The 18,635-nt window shown below is 66.1% G+C and carries 23 protein-coding genes and 1 tRNA gene; 11 read left to right on the top strand and 13 right to left on the bottom strand.

Going from position 1 to position 18,635, the window contains the following annotated elements; all coding sequences use genetic code 11:
- Window positions 1-61 precede the first annotated feature (61 nt).
- The 4 genes from AC1ME3_RS05980 to AC1ME3_RS05965 all read right to left on the bottom strand — a co-directional run bounded on the left by AC1ME3_RS05980 (window position 62) and on the right by AC1ME3_RS05965 (window position 1,602).
- On the bottom strand, window positions 62-229 hold the full coding sequence (locus AC1ME3_RS05980) for a hypothetical protein (protein WP_480955245.1): 168 nt from the start codon (window positions 227-229) through the stop codon (window positions 62-64).
- A gap of 389 nt (window positions 230-618) precedes the next feature.
- Entirely contained in the window at window positions 619-933 is a 315-nt protein-coding gene (locus AC1ME3_RS05975; RefSeq protein WP_480955244.1) for a type II toxin-antitoxin system RelE/ParE family toxin, read from the bottom strand.
- Complete coding sequence (locus AC1ME3_RS05970; RefSeq protein WP_480955243.1) at window positions 930-1,295, bottom strand: ribbon-helix-helix domain-containing protein; 366 nt, start codon at window positions 1,293-1,295, stop codon at window positions 930-932. Before AC1ME3_RS05970 ends, AC1ME3_RS05975 begins: the two co-directional genes overlap by 4 nt.
- 40 nt (window positions 1,296-1,335) lie before the next feature.
- Window positions 1,336-1,602, bottom strand: a complete 267-nt coding sequence (locus tag AC1ME3_RS05965; protein ID WP_480955242.1) for a Txe/YoeB family addiction module toxin — start codon at window positions 1,600-1,602, stop codon at window positions 1,336-1,338.
- A gap of 110 nt (window positions 1,603-1,712) precedes the next feature.
- Between AC1ME3_RS05965 and AC1ME3_RS05960 the strand changes: the two genes are divergently transcribed.
- Window positions 1,713-2,567, top strand: coding sequence for a hypothetical protein (locus AC1ME3_RS05960; RefSeq protein WP_480955241.1), 855 nt, complete (start codon window positions 1,713-1,715; stop codon window positions 2,565-2,567).
- 36 nt (window positions 2,568-2,603) lie between these two features.
- On the opposite strand, the gene AC1ME3_RS05955 is transcribed toward AC1ME3_RS05960, so the two are convergent.
- Together AC1ME3_RS05955 and ung are read right to left on the bottom strand one after the other, a co-directional pair.
- Window positions 2,604-2,903 (bottom strand): alkylphosphonate utilization protein, encoded by a 300-nt coding sequence (locus AC1ME3_RS05955; RefSeq protein ID WP_480955240.1) that lies wholly within the window; start codon window positions 2,901-2,903, stop codon window positions 2,604-2,606.
- Window positions 2,903-3,598 carry a uracil-DNA glycosylase gene (gene ung, locus AC1ME3_RS05950; RefSeq protein ID WP_480955239.1) on the bottom strand — a complete coding sequence of 232 codons (696 nt, stop codon included), beginning with the start codon at window positions 3,596-3,598 and terminating at the stop codon, window positions 2,903-2,905. The genes AC1ME3_RS05955 and ung overlap by 1 nt, the downstream gene beginning before the upstream one ends.
- A 182-nt stretch (window positions 3,599-3,780) precedes the next feature.
- On the opposite strand from ung, the gene aguB reads away from it, so the two are divergent.
- Complete coding sequence (aguB, locus tag AC1ME3_RS05945; protein ID WP_480955238.1) at window positions 3,781-4,641, top strand: N-carbamoylputrescine amidase; 861 nt, start codon at window positions 3,781-3,783, stop codon at window positions 4,639-4,641.
- A 138-nt stretch (window positions 4,642-4,779) separates the two neighbouring features.
- On the opposite strand, the gene AC1ME3_RS05940 is transcribed toward aguB, so the two are convergent.
- On the bottom strand, window positions 4,780-5,355 hold the full coding sequence (locus AC1ME3_RS05940; protein ID WP_480955237.1) for a DUF4337 domain-containing protein: 576 nt from the start codon (window positions 5,353-5,355) through the stop codon (window positions 4,780-4,782).
- A gap of 68 nt (window positions 5,356-5,423) precedes the next feature.
- Between AC1ME3_RS05940 and AC1ME3_RS05935 the strand changes: the two genes are divergently transcribed.
- Window positions 5,424-5,801, top strand: coding sequence for a hypothetical protein (locus AC1ME3_RS05935; RefSeq protein ID WP_480955236.1), 378 nt, complete (start codon window positions 5,424-5,426; stop codon window positions 5,799-5,801).
- Window positions 5,802-5,816: 15 nt separating this feature from the next.
- Window positions 5,817-6,461, top strand: coding sequence for an MBL fold metallo-hydrolase (locus AC1ME3_RS05930; RefSeq protein ID WP_480955235.1), 645 nt, complete (start codon window positions 5,817-5,819; stop codon window positions 6,459-6,461).
- A gap of 202 nt (window positions 6,462-6,663) precedes the next feature.
- Here the strand turns inward: AC1ME3_RS05930 and AC1ME3_RS05925 are convergent, their stop codons facing one another.
- A complete protein-coding gene (locus AC1ME3_RS05925; RefSeq protein WP_480955234.1) occupies window positions 6,664-7,398 on the bottom strand; it encodes a uracil-DNA glycosylase in 735 nt (244 codons plus the stop codon).
- Window positions 7,399-7,420: 22 nt separating this feature from the next.
- On the opposite strand from AC1ME3_RS05925, the gene folK reads away from it, so the two are divergent.
- From folK to AC1ME3_RS05910, 3 genes are all read left to right on the top strand, one after another.
- A complete protein-coding gene (folK, locus tag AC1ME3_RS05920; protein WP_480955233.1) occupies window positions 7,421-7,930 on the top strand; it encodes a 2-amino-4-hydroxy-6-hydroxymethyldihydropteridine diphosphokinase in 510 nt (169 codons plus the stop codon).
- Between the two features lie 21 nt (window positions 7,931-7,951).
- Window positions 7,952-8,027 (top strand) — tRNA-Lys (locus AC1ME3_RS05915).
- A gap of 242 nt (window positions 8,028-8,269) precedes the next feature.
- Complete coding sequence (locus AC1ME3_RS05910; protein ID WP_480955232.1) at window positions 8,270-8,704, top strand: phosphatase PAP2 family protein; 435 nt, start codon at window positions 8,270-8,272, stop codon at window positions 8,702-8,704.
- On the opposite strand, the gene AC1ME3_RS05905 is transcribed toward AC1ME3_RS05910, so the two are convergent.
- On the bottom strand, window positions 8,684-9,517 hold the full coding sequence (locus tag AC1ME3_RS05905; RefSeq protein ID WP_480955231.1) for an HpcH/HpaI aldolase/citrate lyase family protein: 834 nt from the start codon (window positions 9,515-9,517) through the stop codon (window positions 8,684-8,686). The genes AC1ME3_RS05910 and AC1ME3_RS05905 overlap by 21 nt on opposite strands.
- Window positions 9,514-10,512, bottom strand: coding sequence for a UDP-glucose 4-epimerase GalE (gene galE, locus AC1ME3_RS05900; RefSeq protein ID WP_480955230.1), 999 nt, complete (start codon window positions 10,510-10,512; stop codon window positions 9,514-9,516). Before galE ends, AC1ME3_RS05905 begins: the two co-directional genes overlap by 4 nt.
- Window positions 10,513-10,571: 59 nt before the next feature.
- Here galE and msrA point away from each other — a divergent pair, with 59 nt between their 5' ends.
- Window positions 10,572-11,114: a peptide-methionine (S)-S-oxide reductase MsrA gene (gene msrA, locus AC1ME3_RS05895; RefSeq protein WP_192238486.1), complete on the top strand. Its 543-nt coding sequence runs from the start codon at window positions 10,572-10,574 to the stop codon at window positions 11,112-11,114.
- 125 nt (window positions 11,115-11,239) lie between these two features.
- On the opposite strand, the gene AC1ME3_RS05890 is transcribed toward msrA, so the two are convergent.
- Window positions 11,240-12,259: an L-threonylcarbamoyladenylate synthase gene (locus tag AC1ME3_RS05890; RefSeq protein ID WP_480955229.1), complete on the bottom strand. Its 1,020-nt coding sequence runs from the start codon at window positions 12,257-12,259 to the stop codon at window positions 11,240-11,242.
- A 46-nt stretch (window positions 12,260-12,305) separates the two neighbouring features.
- On the opposite strand from AC1ME3_RS05890, the gene AC1ME3_RS05885 reads away from it, so the two are divergent.
- Together AC1ME3_RS05885 and AC1ME3_RS05880 are read left to right on the top strand one after the other, a co-directional pair.
- Window positions 12,306-14,018 (top strand): acyl-CoA dehydrogenase family protein, encoded by a 1,713-nt coding sequence (locus AC1ME3_RS05885; protein ID WP_480955228.1) that lies wholly within the window; start codon window positions 12,306-12,308, stop codon window positions 14,016-14,018.
- Between the two features lie 633 nt (window positions 14,019-14,651).
- Entirely contained in the window at window positions 14,652-15,467 is an 816-nt protein-coding gene (locus AC1ME3_RS05880) for an arylamine N-acetyltransferase family protein (protein ID WP_480955227.1), read from the top strand.
- Between the two features lie 219 nt (window positions 15,468-15,686).
- On the opposite strand, the gene AC1ME3_RS05875 is transcribed toward AC1ME3_RS05880, so the two are convergent.
- Together AC1ME3_RS05875 and AC1ME3_RS05870 are read right to left on the bottom strand one after the other, a co-directional pair.
- Window positions 15,687-16,043, bottom strand: coding sequence for a GntR family transcriptional regulator (locus tag AC1ME3_RS05875; RefSeq protein WP_056053547.1), 357 nt, complete (start codon window positions 16,041-16,043; stop codon window positions 15,687-15,689).
- Window positions 16,044-16,080: 37 nt separating this feature from the next.
- The gene (locus tag AC1ME3_RS05870) at window positions 16,081-16,656 is read right to left on the bottom strand and encodes a nitroreductase family protein (RefSeq protein WP_056064276.1); all 576 of its coding nucleotides are present in this window, start codon (window positions 16,654-16,656) and stop codon (window positions 16,081-16,083) included.
- Window positions 16,657-16,773: 117 nt separating this feature from the next.
- Here AC1ME3_RS05870 and AC1ME3_RS05865 point away from each other — a divergent pair, with 117 nt between their 5' ends.
- A complete protein-coding gene (locus tag AC1ME3_RS05865; RefSeq protein WP_480955226.1) occupies window positions 16,774-18,567 on the top strand; it encodes a peptide MFS transporter in 1,794 nt (597 codons plus the stop codon).
- Window positions 18,568-18,635 lie beyond the last annotated feature (68 nt).

Here is an 18,635-nt window from a genome sequence, read left to right as displayed (position 1 = left end):
TGTTGGTGGGCAGGGGAATACCCTGCCCACCGTCAACCGATCGCTTCGGGTAGACTACTCGCTAAAGGCCGATCACGGCCATGCAAGCAGCATCTAGGTTCAGGAGAGCATCTTCACGACGGAAGAAGCACTTCTTCGACATCGCCAACGGTTGGCCAAGGCGGTTGGTCAAAAACCAACGCCACATCCAACGGCTGTCCATGTGGAGGAACCATTCTGTCTGCTCCATCTGCCTTCTCCATTGAAGATACAAGATGGGATCCATGCATTTACTACAACTGAGCTGCGCGTAGTACGATCTTCGATGAAGCGGATGTGCTACTGGAGCGCGCGGTGTTCCACATCGCCTGTCATAGTGCCGACTTAAACCCGACCGATTAGTCATTCAGTTGTCAATAATGCGGCGAAAATCTTGATTTAACGCGCTCGAATAGGCTCCTCCCTCAGCTTGGCGGCCCGAAGCGAATCAGGTCGACTTGTGTAGATTGGCACAGTTGTATGGCAGGAACAATGGTAGAACGAGGTTCGCAATAAGAGAGTTTTTGGGTCAGGCCTGCCCTCGGCTTTGCACCATCTTTTGAACTGAGGCCTAGCGATGTTTTGGATGATAGGACCTGTTCATTCTCTCGAAATCACTGGCTTCTTAAGCAACCGATCAAGGCCGCTGAAACGTGCAGCATGCACGACCCGTACGATATCCACGCTCTCGCGCTCGATCCGATACAGAACGAGATAGTTGCCGACCGTGATGCTTCTTGCGCCAGCCCCGATCTCAGGCCGAGCCGGACCACTTTCGGGATAGTCAGCCAGCCGAGCCACACTCGACGCAAGTCGCTCGACCAGTCGTGTTGCCGCATCGGGATCGTGCCGTGCGATATACAGCCATATGTCGTCGACATCGCATATCGCCTGCGGGAGGCGACGGATCTTCATCCGTGCTTGCGAACCGCCTCACCAGACCGGCCGCCGCGGCGTGCTATATCTGCAGCATTGAAATTGCCGTCGACGGGAGGGCCACTGCCGATACCCTGAGCCCAGGACCAGCGCAGGATATCAAGGGTATCGTCGTCGCGATCTCGGCGTGCAGTCACGTCCGCCATCGAGTCGTCAGTTGGTTCCGAAGCAAGACCTTCCTCGATCGCAGCATTCGACGCCGCTAGTTTTCCAGCATCATCCATGTCGCGCGTAACAAGATCAGCGACATAGGCGTCAAGACTATCATAGCGACCTTCGGCGACTTGCCGCTCGGCCCAATCCATCAGGTCGTCATGAAGAGATACGCTGATCTGTGCCATGTCCCGATCCTATGCCTTCGCCGGGTACGCGACAAGCGCATCAATAATGATACCGGCACGACAAGACCTCAAGCGCTCGCACCTCACCCGATCCACGAACGCGGTACACCAGTCGGTGCTCGCCAGGGATCCTGCGCGACCACCAGCCCGCTAGGTTTTGCCGCAGCGGTTCAGGTCTGTCAGTACCGGTGAACGGATGCCGCCTGCATTCCTCGATAAGGACGTTGATCCGTTGCAGGACCTTGGCGCCCGCCTGTTGCCAGCCGAGATACTCGGACCAGTCTTCCAGATCGAACGTGACCTTCAAGGCTGAAGGAGAGCGCGCTCTTCGCCTTCGCCGGCATCAAGCCGCGCGATCCCGTCCAACAGCCCACACAAACGCTGTCCTACACGCCGCCCGCCTGATCCGCTCCGGCCATGACCAAACCCACGCGCACGCGCGCTCGCCGCGATGTCATGCCCGACATCGCCCCCGCTCTCGAACCGGCCACTCCCGAGCCAACCGCACGGACCACCGCGATGACCATCATCGAGGCGGAGCACCTCCCGACGGTCGAGGACTTCGACCTTGCCGAATACGACTGGGTGCCGGTCCGGCGGAAGGTGCGGCACGATGGCTGGACGGTCGCGACGCAGCAGGCGTTCATCGGCGTGCTCGCGGATACCGGCTCGGTCACGCAGGCCGCGCGCGAGGTGAACATGTCGGCGACCTCCTGCTACCGCCTGCGCCGCGCGGCCGATGGCGCGGCGTTCGCGGCGGCGTGGGATGCGGCGGTGCAGACCGCGTCGCTGCGGCTGGTCGATCTCGCCTTCGATCGCGCGATCAACGGGTCGCCCGAGCCGGTGTTCGACCGCGACGGCAACCGCGTCGGCCAGCGCATCCGCTACAACGATCGGCTGCTGATGTTCCTCCTGCGCGCGCACCAACCCGATCGCTATCGCACCCCCGGCCAGTCGCCTGCGCCGGCGCCCATCCCGGTATCGCCGGTCGAGGCCACGCTCGCCGCGCTCGCGCCGCCGACGCCCGCCGAACCGCACCGCCTGATGGCCCCAGAGGCGCTGGTGATGGCGCTCGAAGTCGCCGATATCCGCGCCGAACCCGTCGCCAAGCGTCGTCCCGCGTCAACGCTTGCCACACCGTCCGTCCAGACGTTCGAGGCGCAGCTTGCCGCCGCGAAGGCGACGATCCCGCCCAAATATCCCGAGAGGGTCCGCGCCCAGGAGGGTGAGGATGACCATGAAGGTCCTGGCCGGCGTCGTTTCCGAGCGTAACTTTATCGTGACCTTTGGCGCCGGCCATCTCCCAACCTAACGCTTCCGGACGAATTCCGCGCGCAGCACCAGCCCCTTGATCCCCTCGTACCGACAGTCGATTTCCTGCGCGTCACCGGTCAGCCGGATCGACTTGATCAGCGTGCCCCGCTTGAGCGTCTGCCCCGCGCCCTTCACGGTCAGGTCCCTGATCAGCGTCACCTGGTCGCCGTCCGCCAGCACGTTGCCGACCGAATCCCGCACCACGACCGCGCCATCATCCGCCGCAACAGCCGTCGCCGCACCGCCCGCGACCCACTCGCCAGTCGCTTCGTCATAGACATATTCGTCGCTCATTAGTCGGTCTCCGGCAGCGCCCAGTCGATCGGCGCGCGGCCCTTGGTTTCGAGAAAGTCGTTGGCCCGGCTGAACGGCCGCGATCCGAAGAACCCGTTCCGTGCCGCCAGCGGCGACGGGTGCGCGGACTGGATCACCAGATGCCGCCCGCCCTTGCTCACATCGTCGACGAACGCCGCCTTCTTCTGCGCATACGCCCCCCAAAGCAGGAACACGACCGGTTTGTCCTGCGCGTTCACCGCCGCGATCACCGCATCGGTAAACCGCTCCCACCCGCGCTTGCTGTGCGACGCAGCCTCCCCCATCCGCACGCTCAGCACCGCGTTGAGCAACAGCACGCCCTGCGCCGCCCAATGATCGAGCATGCCGTGAGACGCCCGCGGGATCCCGAGATCCGCCTCCAGCTCCTTGTAGATATTCACCAGGCTAGGCGGCGTCCGCACGCCCTTGCGCACCGAGAAGCTCAGCCCGTGTGCCTGCCCCTCGCCATGATACGGATCCTGCCCCAGGATCACGACCCGCACCTGATCCAGCGGCGTCAGCTCCAACGCACGAAACCGGTCCGCCTCCTCCGGAAACACCCGAACCCCCACCGTCCGCTCGGCCTCCAGAAACGCATCGAGCGCGCGCATGTACGGCGCGTCGAACTCGGCAGCGAGCGCCTGCCAGCTTGGGGGGAGCGTCTGATCGATCATCCCCGCCGCATGTCGGACAGGGCAGGGCAGTGTCAATCGCGCGCGCACCCGGGAGCTGTTCCCCCGCGAAGGCGGGGGCCCAGGATCACAAACGACACCGCCCGAGACCCTGGACCCCCGCCTCCGCGAGGGAACAGCAAGAAGGCTCGCACTCCATGGCGCGTCACCTTATATGCGCCGCCATGACCGAGATCACCGTCGCCGCGCTTCAGCTGGGCTTTACGCCCAACATCGACCGCAACATCGCCAACGTGTCGCGCCTCGTCCACGAGGCCGCCGCGAAGGGCGCGCAGGTCATCCTCCCCCCCGAGCTGTTCGAGGGCGAATATTTTTGCCGCGTCGAGGACGAGGGCCTGTTCGCCAACGCCGCACCGGTCGGCGAGCACAAGGCGGTACTCGCGATGCAAGCGCTCGCCGAGGCGCTCAAGGTCACCATCCCGACCAGCTTCTTCGAGGCGGACGGCCCGCACCACTATAACAGCCTCGCGATGATCGGCCCCGACGGCAACGTCCAGGGCGTCTACCGCAAGAGCCACATCCCCGACGGCCCCGGCTACGAGGAGAAGTTCTACTTCCGTCCCGGCAATACCGGCTTCAAGGTCTGGCCGCATGCGTCGGACGCCGGGCGGACGACGCTCGGCGTCGGCGTCTGCTGGGATCAATGGTACCCGGAGACCGCGCGCGCGATGATGCTTATGGGCGCGGAAATCCTGTTCTACCCGACCGCGATCGGCAGCGAGCCGCACGACACGTCGCTCGACACCGCCCGTCTCTGGCGCCGCGCCATGGTCGGCCACGCGGTCTCGAACGTCGTCCCGATCGTCGCGGCAAACCGCGTCGGCGTCGAGCACGGCCAGACCTTCTACGGCACCAGCTTCATCGCCGACGAGCGCGGCGACATCCTGGCCGAGCTAGGCCGCGACGACGAGGGCGTCATCACCGCGACGATCGACCTCGACATCGTCAAGCGCCACCGCGCCGCGTTCGGCTTCTTCCGCGATCGCCGCCCCGACCTATACGGCCGTCTCGTCCAGGACATCTGACCACCTAATCCTCCCCCGCAAGGGGGAGGTGGCTGGCTCTTGCCAGACGGAGGGGGAGGGGAGGACAACCGCCGTTCCATATCCTCCCCCTCCGTCACCTTCGGCGACACCTCCCCCTGGCGGGGGAGGATCGAGGGATCATAACCAAGCCATCCCAGCCAACAACGCCCCCACCAGCGCAGCAGCCCCCGCGACCCACAGCAACCACCGCCGCCCGGTCAGCGCCGTAATCGACGCCAGCGCGATCGCCACCTGGATCGCAGTCACCGCCAGCGCCAGTTTCGTATGCGGCCGCAGAGCCTCGTCCGACTCTCCATCCGCCGCCGCCGAGCGCCGATCGAGCGTCTCCGCCTCCCGCTTCAACGCCGCCCCCCGCGCCTTGTACCGCGCGATATCCGCCCGGTGCGCAGCCATCTGCGTCGCATCGAACCCGGGCGGCGCGAGGTCGACCTCCATCTGCGCGATATGCCGCTTCAAATCCTCCGCCTGATAATAGCCCCACGCATCCGACGCCTGCGCCTTGATCAGCACCGCCTCGTTCTTGTGGAGCAGCGCCTCGTTCTGCGTATGCCCGCCGAGGAAACTGGTCACCGCCGCCAGCGTCGCCAGGATCGCGGTGAAAAGCGCGATTCGCTGGTCGAACGCCTCACCCTTGGCTGCGCGCTCCTCCGACAGTTGCTCATGCAACCCGCGCACTTCGAAATCATCATCCATGTTGGTCGCTATGGCCCTCCGCGCGTGACTGGACGCTGATGATCGCGTGACATAGTCATCAGCGCGCCATGATCCGCCCTCGCTCGATACTGCTCGCGCTCGCGCTTCTCACCGGCTGCGCAACGCCGTCGACAAAGTCCTTTCCGCTGAGCAATCACTTCGACGGCGAACGCTTCTTCAACCCCGACGGCGTGCAGGGCAGCACCGGCGAGCAGAAACAGGGCCCGGTCGCGCTGCTCCGCAATTTGGTGAAGCCACCCTACCGCACCTGGCCCGAAGTGCCCGTCACCCCGACGCGGCCCCCGGCCCATGTCGAGGGCCAGACGATGCGCGTCACCTGGATCGGCCATTCCACCGTGCTGGTGCAGACCCAGGGGCTCAACATCCTGACCGATCCGATGTGGCTCGAGCGCTCGTCCCCGGTTCAGTTCGTCGGGGTGAAGTGAGCCCGCGAACCCGGCGTGCGTCTCGCGGACCTGCCGAAGATCGATCTGATCCTGCTGAGCCACGATCACCGCGACCATCTCGACATGACGGCGATGCGCAAACTCTGGCACCGCGACAAGCCGCTGATCGTGACCGGCCTCGGCAACGGCCAGATCCTCGCGCGCAGCGGCGTCCGTGCGGTCGCGCGCGACTGGGGCGGGCGCGTGACACTGCGCCCCGGCATCGACGTGATCGTGGAGCGCGCGCACCACTGGAGCGAATACGACCCCGGCGACCGCGACAAGACGCTCTGGGCGGGCTTCACCGTGACGCTGCCCGGCGGCAACCTGTATTTCGCGGGCGACACCGGGCCGGGTGACATGCGCTGGGCAGCCGAAGCGCGCGCAGCCGGCCCGGTCCGCCTCGCGATCCTGCCGATCGGCGCGTATCATTTTGCAGGCCACGAAACCGACAACCACATCGGCCCGGACCAGGCGGTGACCGCGTTCGAACAGCTCGGCGCGGCCTATGCGATCGGCGTCCACTGGGGCACGTTCGAGCTGACGTCCGAGGGTATCAACGAACCGCCCGAGCATCTCCGCGCCGCGCTGATCCGCGAACACATCCCCGCAAACCGCTTCCGCACGCCAGAGGCCGGTGAGGGCTGGGTCATCGAGTAGCGCCCAATCCCCGGAGTTACACAGGAACCCACCGTTTGCACCTCCCCGGCGGAGGCCGGGGTCCAGTTGGGAAACACCGCCAATTAGCCGTCGCGTTCCGTTACTACGGCCTCACCAACTGGACCCCGGCCTCCGCCGGGGAGGTGCGTCTTTCTACTGCGAGAGACACTGACGTGTCGCGGTCCCGGATTAGGTGAGCGTTTCAAACCGCCCCGCGCAACTCAAGCGCCCGCTTGAACACCGCGTCGAACATCTCCGCGGTCAGCACACCCGTATTCACATTGTACCGCGAGCAATGGAAGCTATCGATCAGCACGCGACCATCGGGCATCACATGCTCCGCGCCATGCGCGAACCGCGCCTTTGGCAACCGCCCCCCGAGCATCTTCACCGCCGACTGATGCGCGATATGCCCCAAGGCCACGAACACCCGCGCGGTCGGCACCGCATCCGCCTGCGTCTCGAGGAACGGCCGGCAGGTGCGGATTTCCTCCGGCGTCGGCTTGTTCTCGGGCGGAAGGCACTTCACCGCGTTGAGGATGATCGCGCCGTCCAGCGCCAGCCCGTCCTCGGCCTTCGCACCGTAAGTCCCGGTCGCAAGCCCGAACCGCCCGAGCGTCTCGTACAGGAACTGCCCCGCATAATCCCCGGTGAACGCGCGGCCCGTGCGGTTCGCGCCATGCTTCCCCGGCGCGAGGCCGATGATGCCGAGCCACGCCGCCGGATCGCCAAAGGCGGGAACCGGCGCGTTCCACCAGGTCGGGAACTCGGTCCGCAACTGCTCGCGCACGGCGACGAGGCGAGGGCAGAGCGGGCAGTCATGCGGCGGCTCGGTCTTGGGCAACGCGGAGACAGGCGCGAAGACGGTCGTGACGTCGATCTCGCCGGTCTCGTCGACGGTTTCGGGAAGCTCGGAGGTGTAAGGTGTGGAATCCATGGGATTGCGCTAGGCGGACCAAATGTCGCCTGCAACCCCGCTCCCGCCGATCGCGCAGGCCGCAACCACCTACGCGATCGCGCTCGGATCCAACCGACGTGGCCGTCACGGGAGCCCGGAGCGCGAAATCGCCGCCGCTTTGGAAACCCTCGGCACTGTCGTCGCACGGTCGCCGACCGTCGCCAGCACACCATTAGGTCCCTCGAACCGCCGCTACGCCAACGCCGTCGCACTGATCAAGACGCAGGAGGACCCTGCCGCGCTGCTCGTCCGCCTCAAACGGATCGAGCGCGCGTTCGGCCGCCGCCCCGGTCGCCGCTGGGGAAGCCGCGTCATCGACCTCGACATCATTCTCTGGACGGGCGGCGCATGGTCGTCGCCCGGCCTCACCGTTCCGCACGCTGCCTTCCGCACGCGCAGCTTCGTCCTCGGCCCCCTCGCAGGGCTGATCCCACAATGGCGCGATCCATTGACCGGGCGAACGATCCGGCAATTGGCGCAATCGGTTGACCGAAAGCGGCCACGCGATTAGGTGCGCGGTCCACGATGGCGGGGGTCCGTAGCTCAGTTGGTAGAGCAAGCGACTTTTAATCGAGAGGTCCCGGGTTCGAGCCCCGGCGGACCCACCATCGATGCCTCGGGCGTTGCGCCGAGTAGGCGGCGGCATGTCCCGGCGATTCTCGCGGGCGCATCGGTCGCGGCTATTGGGCTTGCCCTCATCCTCCTCGTCGGTCTCGCGGTCGATCACTGGCCGTTCGCGTTCGACCGGTCGATCATCCTCGGCCTGCGCGCGTGGGGCGGGCCGTCATGGCTGCCCAAGGTCGCAGCCGACGTCACCGCACTCGGCGGCGGCATCGTCCTGACGATCGTCGTGGTGGTCGCCGCCGGCCTGCTGATCGTTCAGCGCCTCTGGCTGACCGCCGCCGCGATGGTCGCGGCCAGCGTCACCGGCAATATCGTCGTCGAACTCGTCAAGCTGCAGGTCGCCCGCCCGCGCCCCGACATCGTTGCGCACCTCGTCACCGTCACGCATATGAGCTTCCCGAGCGGGCATTCGGCGAACAGCGCGATCGTCTATCTGACGCTCGCCGGCCTCGCCTCGCAGGTGACTCGAGATCGTGCGACCCGAGCGTATCTGCTCGTCGTCGCGATCCTGCTGGTCGGCATGATCGGCTGCAGCCGCGTCTATCTCGGCGTTCACTGGCCCAGCGACGTGCTGGCCGGGTGGAGCTTTGGCACTCTCTGGGCGCTGGCCTGGTGGCTGGCGACCGCCCGCGTGCGCAGCTCAATCGGCGGCGAGCGCTAGCAGCGCCTTTGCCGCCTTCAGATGCGGCGCGTCGACCATCCTGCCATCCAACTGGAGCGCACCCGCACCCGGATTGGCGGCGAAAAGGTCGACGATCGCCTGTGCCTTGGCGCGCTCCTCGGGAGACGGCGTGAAGGCCGCGTTGATCACCGCAACCTGGCTCGGGTGGATCGCCATCATCCCCGTAAACCCGTCGCGCCGCCCCCGCGCGGCATAGGCGGTTAGCCCGTCGAGATCGCGGAAATCGGGATAGACCGTCTCGATCGCGGGAACCCCCGCCGCATGCGCACCGAACAGCGTCAGCGACCGGGCAAGCTGGTACGGCGCGGAGTACGATCCGTCCACCTCGCGCGAGGTCGCCGCGCCGATCGCAGCAGGCAGGTCCTCCGCGCCCCAGGTTAGCCCGGCCAGCCGCGGCGTCACGCTGCCATAGGTCCCGAGCGCGAAGATCGCCGCGGGCGTCTCGGTCGCGATCGGCAGGATGGCGATGTCGCCGCTCAGCCGAGCATCGAGCGCGGCTAGCGATGCGCCGCCCTCTGCCTTTGGCAGCATGATGCCGTCGGGCTTGCCGGGGAGGACCGCTGCGAGATCATCGTCTGCGAGCCCGGAGTCGAGCGGATTGATCCGCACGAACAGCGGCACCGTCCGAGGCTCGCCGAGGAACGTTGCCACATGTTCACGTGCCGCCACCTTGCCGGCGGGCGCGACCGAGTCCTCCAGGTCGAGGATCAGCGCGTCCGCGCCGAGCCCGAGCGCCTTGACCATTCGCTCGGGCCGGTCGCCCGGCACGAACAGCAGCGAGCGGAGTCTCACCGGCCCTTCTCGGCCAGCGCGCGCTCCCACGCCAGCGCATCGCGGACGATGCCGTCGAGATCGGCGTGGCGTGGCGTCCAGTCGAGCGTCTCGAGGATCGCGCGATTGTCCGAGATCAGCATCGCCGGATCGCCTGCGCGACGCCCTTCGAGGCGACGCTCGATCGTCCGGTTGGTAACCTTGTCGACCGCATCGAGCACCTCGAGCACTGAGAAGCCCTTGCCATAGCCCGCGTTGAGCGTGTGGCTCTTGCCGGGGTCCGCGATCAGGACTTCCAGCGCGGCGACATGCGCGGCGGCGAGGTCGGTGACGTGGATGTAATCGCGCACGCCGGTGCCGTCTGGCGTGGCGAAGTCGGTGCCATAGACGCCGACATGACCGCGCTTGCCGGTCGCCGCCTCGACCGCGATCTTGATCAGGTGGGTAGCGCCGACCGTAGACTGGCCGCTGCGTCCCTGCGGATCCGCGCCGGCGACATTGAAGTAGCGGAGCGCCGCGTAGTTCATCGGATGCGCCGCGGTGACGTCGCGCAGCATCGCCTCGGTCATCAGCTTCGACATGCCGTAGGGGTTGATCGGCACGGTCGGATCACTCTCGGCCACGGGCACCTTCTCGGGCGTACCGTAGGTCGCAGCGGTCGACGAGAAGATGAAGTGCGGCACGCCCTCGACCACCGCGCTCTCGATCAGCGCACGGCTGGCGGCGGTGTTGTTGCGGTAATATTTGAGCGGGTCGCTAACCGATTCGGGGACCACGACCGAGCCCGCGAAATGCATGATCGCCTTGACGTTGTGCTCGCGGATCGCCGCGCGGACCTTGGCATCGTCGGCGACGTTCGCCTCTACGAGTGCGGCGCGAGGATCGACCGCCCAGTCGAATCCCGTGACCAGATTGTCGAGTACGACGACGTCATACCCTGCGTCGAGCAACGCCAGTACCGCGTGGCTGCCGATGTACCCGGCGCCGCCAGTCACCATAACCTTACCGTCAATCACGCGCGTCTCCTCTTTGTTGCGGGGTAGCGACTTCCTACATTGGCGGAAAGGAGATCGTTATGACGGATTATGTAACGCTGGCCGGCGGCTGCTTCTGGTGCACCGAGGCTGTGTTCAAGGACGTGATCGGCGTCGAGAGTGCCGAGAGCGGGTATATCGGCGGGCATGTCCCTGATCCGACGTACAAACAGGTTTGCGGCGGCGACACCGGCCATGCCGAGGCGATCCGCATCGGGTTCGATCCGGAGCAGCTGAAGCTCGGCGATCTGCTCGACATCTTCTTCGCGACGCACGACGCGACGACGCTGAACCGGCAGGGCAACGACGTCGGCACGCAGTATCGTTCTGCGATGTTCCCCGCGGACGACGCGCAGAAGGCGGAGATGGAGGCGGCGTTGCAGCGGGCTCAGGCCGACTCGCCCAAGCCGATCGTCACCACCATCGAGCCGATGGATACGTGGTACGAAGCTGAGGGATACCACCAGGATTACTGGGAAACCTCGGGTCGCTCGAACCCGTATTGCATGGCCGTGATCCCCCCCAAGCTGCAGAAGCTCCGCAAGAGCTTCGCGGCACGGTCGAAGGCGGCGGTGAACGCGTAAGACAGAATGGGTTCACGCGAAGGCGTGAAGGCGCAAAGATGGGGAGCTTAGGTATGCCCGTCCCGGCTTATCGAAATGCCTAAACCTCTTCGCGCCTTTGCGCCTTTGCGTGAACCACTCTTCTTTCAACGATGCGCAGCACGCCGAAGGCGGTCGTTGATCGCTTCACCGATACCGTCGCGAGGAATCGGCGCGATAGCGATCTTCGGGTGGTCGTTCGCATCGGCCGCGTGGAGCAGGTCGAACAGCTTGGCGGCGGCTTCGACGAGGTCTCCCGATGCGGAGAGGGTTACGTTGCCCGTCACTTCGCCAAACCCGATTAGCCACTCAGCCGACCCGGCCTCGGTCGCATTCAAACGAAGCGCCTTGTTCGGCGCATAATGGCTCTCAAGCTGCCCCGGCGCAGTGACCACACCCTCACTCCCCCCCGGCGAAGGCCGGGGCCCAGTTGGGGGACTGTCATGATCGGTGTTGCGCGTAGTTACTTCCGACGTTCCAACTGGGCCCCGGCCTTCGCCGGGGTGGTGTTGGAGGTGCCGGCGGATAACCTCCGCCGTCACCGGTCCCGGCCGCAGCACTGTTCGTCCGGACACGATCGTCGACTCCAACCCCGCCTCGGTCGCGCCATCGTCGATGATGAGGGGCACGTTCCCCCCCAGACTTCCCGCAACATGTGCGGCAGTGGTCGGACTGATCCCCCCGCTCGCATTGGCCGACGGCGCCGCCAACGGCCGACTCGATGCGGCGATCAACCCCTGCATGACGCGATGCCGTGGCACCCGGATCGCGATCGTATCCAAGCCCGCCGTCACCAGCGCAGCGATCCCCGAATCCTGCCGGACCGGCAGCACCAACGTCAGCGGACCGGGCCAGAACGCCACGGCCAGCGCCCGCGCGTCCGCATCGAACACCGCGATCCGCTCCGCCGCCGCCAGATTCCCCACATGCACGATCAACGGATTGAAACTCGGGCGGCCCTTCGCGGCATAGATCCGCGCCACCGCCTCCGCATTGGTCGCGTCCGCCGCGAGCCCGTACACCGTCTCGGTCGGCACCGCGACGATACCCCCGTCGCGAATCAGCGTGGCGGCCTCGGCGACCGCGGCCGTACCGTACGGTAAAATCACAGGGTGTGGACGCGACATCTGTCAGGCCTATAGCGGGTCCAAACCGTAGCGATAAGAGGATGCGATGGCCTTCACCCCAGCAACCACCGAACAGCGATTCCTGCTCGACCACGTCGTGCGGATCGGCGAACTTGCCGACACCGAACGCTATGCCGCCGCCAGCGACGACGTCGTCGACGCAGTGCTCGAAGGCGTCGGGCAACTCGCGGCCGGCGAATGGGCCCCGCTCAACCGCACCGGCGACACGGTCGGCGCGAAATGGACCCCCGACGGCGTGGTCATGCCCGACGGTTTCGCGCAGGCGTACAAGGATTATGTCGAGGGCGGCTGGGGCGGGATCGGCGTCGAGGAAGAATGGGGCGGGCAGGGCCTGCCGTTCGCGATCCAGACCGCGGTGCTCGACACGCTCGGCTCGGCCAACATGGGCTTCGCGCTGTGCCCGACGCTGACCGTCGGCGCGATCGAGGCGCTCCAGCATCACGGCAGCCCCGAGCAACAGGCGCTGTATTTGCCCCATCTCGCGACCGGCGAGTGGACCGGCACGATGAACCTTACCGAGCCGCAGGCCGGCTCCGATGTCGGCGCATTACGCGCGACCGCCACCCCGCTGGGTGACGGCAAATGGTCGATCAAGGGCACCAAGATCTACATCTCGTTCGGCGATCACGACATGGCGCCGAACATCGTCCACCTCGTCCTCGCGCGGACCCCCGGCGCCCCCGCCGGTACTAAGGGCATCTCGCTCTTCCTCGTCCCCAAGTTCCGCCTTCAGGAAGACGGCACGCCGGGCGAGTTCAACGACGTCCGCGTCGTCTCGATCGAGCACAAGATGGGCCTTCACGCGTCGCCGACCTGCGTGCTGAGCTTCGGCGACAATGACGACTGCATCGGCGAGCTGATCGGCGCGGAACTCGGCGGCATTCGCGCGATGTTCACGATGATGAACAACGCGCGGTTGAACGTCGGCCTCCAGGGCGTCCAGGTCGCCGAGGGTGCGACGCAGGGCGCGGTCGCCTACGCACTCGACCGCGTCCAGTCGGCCCGCGCTGGCTCGCCGAACAAGGAGTCGGTCAAGATCGTCGAGCATCCCGACGTCCGCCGCATGCTGATGCGGATGAAGGCGCAGACCCAGGCGGCACGCGCGCTCGTCTACTACGCGGCGGGGCAGGTCGATCGCGCCAACCTCGGCGACCGCGCCGCGCGCAACCGCCTCGAACTCGTCACGCCGCTCGCCAAGGCGCACGGCACCGATCTCGGCAACGAGGTCGCCTCGCTCGGCATCCAGGTCCACGGCGGCATGGGCTATGTCGAGGAAACCGGCGCCGCGCAGTATTTTCGCGATGCCCGCATCACCCCGATCTACGAGGGCACCAACGGCATCCAGGCGGCGGATCTTGTCGGGCGCAAACTCGGCCTCGACAATGGCGGCGCGTTCGCAGCGCTGATCGCCGACATCCGCGCGGAAGCGAAGGACGAGCGGTTGCTGGCCCTGGTCGACGCCTGCGAAGCGATCGGGCGTAAGCTCGCCACCGCGGACGCCGACGACAAGCTGGCCGCGAGCTACCCGTTCCTCACCATGTTGTCGGTCGTGACCTGCGGCTGGCTGATGGAGCGGCAGGGCGGGGTCGCGGGCAGCGACGATTTCGGCCGGATGAAGGCGGCTGCGGTGCGCTTCTACCTCGACCAGATCGTCCCCGAGGCAATGGGCCTGAATGCGGCGGCCAACGCGAGCGCAGCGGTGCTGTACTCGATCGAAGCGGACCTGTTCGCGGCCTGATCGAACGCGACATCGTCGTTCGCCCCTCCCCGGCGGAGGCCGGGGTCCGATTGGGGGACGGTCATGATCAGCGCGGTGCCCAGTTGCATCCGACGTTCCAATTGAGCCCCGGCCTCCGCCGGGGAGGTAGCTAGTGGGAAGGCGGTACAGGCTGTCGCGGAGTGGCACCCAGGCCTCGATCCTCCCCCGCAAGGGGGAGGTGGCATCGAAGGTGACGGAGGGGGAGGAACACGCAACGAAAGTGGCCCTTCTGCCCCCTCCGTCTGGCAAGCGCCAGCCACCTCTCCCTGGCGGGGGAGGATCGAGAGGGACGCCTCTGTTCGCGACAGCCCCAAACAACCGTCATGCCGGGCTCGTTCCGGCATCCACCGTTCCGCAGACCCGAGAGAAATGAAAACGCGGAACGGTGGTCCCCGGAACAAGCCCGGGGCGACGGAGCAAGCAGGGGTAGCGCCCTTTTTCCGTTCGCCCTGAGCGTAGTCGAAGGGCATGCCCAACGCGCAGTGCTTCGACTGCGCTCAGCACGAACGGGGGAGGGGGCACTGCATCACGGGCAACATCAGCTGCCCCACACTCGACGCCCCCGCCCAACGGACGGTATGGGGAAACAGAAAATCTCTGAAAGCCCGACTGATGTTCGACCTCGACGCCTATCTCCTCCGTGTCGCGATGCCCGCGCGGCCCACGCTCGACTCGATCGGCCTCGGCCGCCTCCAGCACGCGCACCGTCTCGCCATCCCGTTCGAGGACCTCGACGTCGTCCTCGGCCGCGGCATCGCGATCGACAGCACATCGGTCTTCGCCAAGCTCGTCACCGCGCGCCGCGGCGGCTATTGCTTCGAACACAACCGCCTCTTCCTCGACGCCCTCGCGGAACTCGGCTTCACCGCCCGCCCGTTGCTGGCCCGCGTGTGGATCGCCGCGACCGACGTGCCGCCGCTCACCCACACCTTCGCGCTGGTGACGATCGACGGCCAGGACTGGATCGCCGACACCGGCTTCGGCGGCAGCTACACGCCGGTTCTCCCGCTCGCCGATGGCGCGGAAGGCACAGCCCCAGACGGCGCCCGCTTCCGCCTCGAAGCGACCGAGCAAGGCTGGATGCTGCTCCGCGACGGCGATCCGATGACCACCGATGGTCGCGGCGAAACGGGAGGATTCCAGCCGCAATACAGCTTCACCCTAGCGCAAGTGTTCGATGCGGACTTGGCAATGTCTAACCACTGGACCTCGACCGCGCCGTCCAGTCGATTCACCCACACCCCGATCGCCAGCATCGTCCTCCCGAACGGCTTCGCATCGCTGATCGGCCGCAACTACCGCCGGCGCTCGGGGACGGATACGACGGTCGGCGAGATCACCGATCCGCGCGTGTATCGCATCCGCATGAGCCTGTTGTTCGGGATCGACCTGAGCGTCGAGGACGTCGCGGCGCTGGGATTGTTCTGAAGTTCAACCCCACTTCCGTTCGTGCTGAGTAGCGGCCGAGTAGCTGCGTAAGCAGCGTATCGAGGGCGTATCGAAGCATGGGTTCCACGCGCCAACCTGTCCTTCGATACGTCCTCTCGATACGCGGCTTCGCCACTACTCGATGACTACTCAGGACGAACGGAAGGGGGCAGCAAGTAGGACGGAGTTGGGAAAGCAGGACGAACGGCAGGTGAGGATCTAAGCCCGCTCGCGCTCCAAAAGATCATGCGCATCCAATCCCAACAGATCGATATGCCCCAAGATCCTGGGCCACTGCGTCGTCACGAAATTCTCGCGCTCCGCCACCCGCAAAGCCTCAGCGGCACCCGGCATCACGAACATCCCGACCCCGCGGCGAACCTCGACATAGCCGTCGTCCTGAAAGCTCTGATACGCCTTGGCGACCGTCAGCGGGTTGGCCCCCTGCTCCGCTGCAAACGCGCGCACCGACGGCAGCTGATCACCCGCACGGTAATCGCCGCGTAAAATCCCCGCGGCGATCGTGCTGCGAAGGCGGATATATACGGGGCTGTCGTCGCTGCTGAGCGCTGTCATGCTGTTCTAATACAGCAATCTGGCGGAAAGTCGAGGCTCAGGATTCCCAATGGCTTACGAGCCGTGCCATATCCGGGCGAGGCCGTTCGTCGAGCGCGCGCGACGGCGTGCCGATGAACATGAACCCGGCGATCCGCTCCGCCGCGGACCCGAACGCGTCGCGCACCAGGTCCGAATAGGCCGGCCACCCCGTCAGCCAACCGCCCGCAAATCCCTCCGCATGCACTGCGTGAAGCAGGTTCATGCACGCCGCCCCCGCCGAAAGCTCCTGTTCCCAAAGCGGAATCTTGCTCTCCTTCGGCGACGACAGCACGACCACCAGCGTCGGCGCCTGGTGCGCGAACTGGTCGAGCGACTCGAGTTCGGTCCGCGATGCCGAAGGCCGCTCCGCGAGGTACGCATCCGTAATCAGCGTCGACAGTGCCGCGCGGTGTTCGTCACCCACGACGACGAACCGCCACGGCGCGAGCTTGCCGTGGTCGGGCGTCCGCGCCGCGATCTCGAGGATCGTCGCCAGCTGGTAGGAATCGGGGCCGGGCGCGATCAGGTCGCGCGGCTTTCCCGAGCGGCGGGTGGCGAGCAGCGAGAGCGGCGTGGAGCGATCGTTGAGCATGCCCCGGCAGATAAGCCCTGATGTGCGATATTTACAGGCCGAGCTTTGCCGCTAGGTTGCGCGCCATAACGGCCCCGCGTTCGACGGCGGCCAAGACGAGTATCAGGGAGCGTAAGAATGGTGGACACCCCGACCGCGGATACCCCGCGAGAGCCGGATATCACCCATATCAACCCGGCGTCCGGCGAAACCTGGTTCGGGCATCCCCGCCAGCTCGCGCGGCTGTTCACCACCGAAGCGTGGGAGCGGTTCGGCTATTACGGCATGCGCGCGCTGCTCACGCTGTACCTCACCAAGCATTTCGTGTTCGGCGACCGCGAGGCGACCGGGCTCTACGGCGGCTACACCGCGCTGGTGTATCTGACGCCGCTGGTCGGCGGCTATCTGGCGGACCAGTATCTAGGCTCCAAGCGTGCCGTAAAATTCGGCGCGATCATCATGGCGCTCGGCTATCTGCTGCTCTGCTTCGGCGGCGAGACCGCCAAGCCCTACGCGACGATCGCCAACCAGCGTTACGCGATCGAAGTCGTCGACCAGGCCGATAGCGAAGTCCGCTATCTCGTCGACGGCGCGAACAAGCTGAAGATCAAGGGCAACGACGACGGCACCGTCTCGCTGCTCGCGCCCGACGGCTCGACCGCGCGCACGGTCGAGAAGGGCGGCTTCGAGTCGGGCGCCGAACGCAGCAGCTTCTACGTCACGATCATGCTGCTCGCTTTGTGCATGATCTCGGTCGGCAACGGCTTCTTCAAGCCCAACATCTCGACGATGGTCGGCGAGCTTTACGCACAAGGCGACAAGCGCCGCGATGCCGGGTTCACGATCTTCTACATGGGGATCAACCTGGGCTCGCTGTTCTCGCAGCTGCTCTGCCCGTTCCTCGCGGTCGCGGTCGGCTGGTGGGCCGGCTTCGGCCTCGCCGCGATCGGCATGCTCGCCTCGTGGACGCTGATCCAGTTCGATGGCGGCAAGCTCGACGGTTACGGCGAGCCCCCGGTCCGAACTGGTCCCGATCGCGCGCTCGGCATCTATGCGCTCGCGTTGCTGGGCATCCCGATCTTCTACCTGCTGTTCGTCAATCTCATGAACGCCGTGCCGCCGGTGCCGGGGTCGGGGATCGTCGGCTACATCGCCTCGCTGTCGCTGATGGGCAAATTGCTGTTCGGCACGTTCCTGATCGCGGTGCCCGGCATCCTGATCTGGTCGTTCGTCAACGGCGAGCGTCGCGAGTTCCAGATGATGCTGGCCGCGATGGTGCTGATCGTGTTCAACGTCGTGTTCTGGACGCTGTTCGAGCAGGCGGGGTCGTCGCTGACGCTGTTCGCGGATCGCAACACCGACCTCAGCGTGTTCGGGCTGTTCAGCATCTCGGCCGGCCAGACCCAGTTCTTCAACGCGTTCTTCATCGTCGCGCTTGCGCCGGTGATGTCGATCCTGTGGACCAAGCTCGCCGCCAAGGGCCTGGAACCGTCGATCCCCGTCAAGTTCGGCATCGCGCTGATCGGCGTCGGCGTCGGCTTCCTGTTCCTCGTCTGGGGCGCGAGCATGGTCGGGCCTTCGTTCAAGGTCGCGATCTGGTGGCTCGCCGGGCTGTATTTCATCCACTCGTTCGCCGAGCTCTGCATCTCGCCGGTCGGCCTCAGCATGATCACCAAGCTGTCGATCGCGCGCGTCGTCGGTCTGATGATGGGCGTGTGGTTCCTGTCGATCTCGGTCGCGCAGTATGTCGCGGGCGTGGTCGCGCAGGTGGCGAGCGTCGAGACGGTCGGCGGGCAGGTGACCAATATGAAGGTCAGCCTGGATACCTATGCCGGCGTGTTCTGGACCATCGGCCTGGTCTCGGCCGGCATCGGCGTCGTGCTGCTGCTGATCTCGCCGCTGATCAAGAAGTGGATGCACGGCGTTCAGTAATGAAATTCCCCTCCCGCTTGCGGGAGGGGCTAGGGGAGGGCGCGACGTACGTACTGGCGTCCGGTCTA

The organism is Sphingomonas sp. BL2, assembly GCF_056680015.1.
This window is presented reverse-complemented; position numbering and strand designations above follow the sequence as displayed.

What these genes read in the sequence shown, in the direction of transcription:
- AC1ME3_RS05980 (WP_480955245.1), bottom strand. Translation starts at nt 229, where the DNA reads ATGGAGCAGACAGAATGGTTCCTCCACATGGACAGCCGTTGGATGTGG.
- AC1ME3_RS05975 (WP_480955244.1), bottom strand. Translation starts at nt 933, where the DNA reads ATGAAGATCCGTCGCCTCCCGCAGGCGATATGCGATGTCGACGACATA.
- AC1ME3_RS05970 (WP_480955243.1), bottom strand. Translation starts at nt 1,295, where the DNA reads ATGGCACAGATCAGCGTATCTCTTCATGACGACCTGATGGATTGGGCC.
- AC1ME3_RS05960 (WP_480955241.1), top strand. Translation starts at nt 1,713, where the DNA reads ATGACCAAACCCACGCGCACGCGCGCTCGCCGCGATGTCATGCCCGAC.
- AC1ME3_RS05955 (WP_480955240.1), bottom strand. Translation starts at nt 2,903, where the DNA reads ATGAGCGACGAATATGTCTATGACGAAGCGACTGGCGAGTGGGTCGCG.
- ung (WP_480955239.1), bottom strand. Translation starts at nt 3,598, where the DNA reads ATGATCGATCAGACGCTCCCCCCAAGCTGGCAGGCGCTCGCTGCCGAG.
- aguB (WP_480955238.1), top strand. Translation starts at nt 3,781, where the DNA reads ATGACCGAGATCACCGTCGCCGCGCTTCAGCTGGGCTTTACGCCCAAC.
- AC1ME3_RS05940 (WP_480955237.1), bottom strand. Translation starts at nt 5,355, where the DNA reads ATGGATGATGATTTCGAAGTGCGCGGGTTGCATGAGCAACTGTCGGAG.
- AC1ME3_RS05935 (WP_480955236.1), top strand. Translation starts at nt 5,424, where the DNA reads ATGATCCGCCCTCGCTCGATACTGCTCGCGCTCGCGCTTCTCACCGGC.
- AC1ME3_RS05925 (WP_480955234.1), bottom strand. Translation starts at nt 7,398, where the DNA reads ATGGATTCCACACCTTACACCTCCGAGCTTCCCGAAACCGTCGACGAG.
- folK (WP_480955233.1), top strand. Translation starts at nt 7,421, where the DNA reads ATGTCGCCTGCAACCCCGCTCCCGCCGATCGCGCAGGCCGCAACCACC.
- msrA (WP_192238486.1), top strand. Translation starts at nt 10,572, where the DNA reads ATGACGGATTATGTAACGCTGGCCGGCGGCTGCTTCTGGTGCACCGAG.
- AC1ME3_RS05890 (WP_480955229.1), bottom strand. Translation starts at nt 12,259, where the DNA reads ATGTCGCGTCCACACCCTGTGATTTTACCGTACGGTACGGCCGCGGTC.
- AC1ME3_RS05885 (WP_480955228.1), top strand. Translation starts at nt 12,306, where the DNA reads ATGGCCTTCACCCCAGCAACCACCGAACAGCGATTCCTGCTCGACCAC.
- AC1ME3_RS05880 (WP_480955227.1), top strand. Translation starts at nt 14,652, where the DNA reads ATGTTCGACCTCGACGCCTATCTCCTCCGTGTCGCGATGCCCGCGCGG.
- AC1ME3_RS05875 (WP_056053547.1), bottom strand. Translation starts at nt 16,043, where the DNA reads ATGACAGCGCTCAGCAGCGACGACAGCCCCGTATATATCCGCCTTCGC.
- AC1ME3_RS05870 (WP_056064276.1), bottom strand. Translation starts at nt 16,656, where the DNA reads ATGCTCAACGATCGCTCCACGCCGCTCTCGCTGCTCGCCACCCGCCGC.
- AC1ME3_RS05865 (WP_480955226.1), top strand. Translation starts at nt 16,774, where the DNA reads ATGGTGGACACCCCGACCGCGGATACCCCGCGAGAGCCGGATATCACC.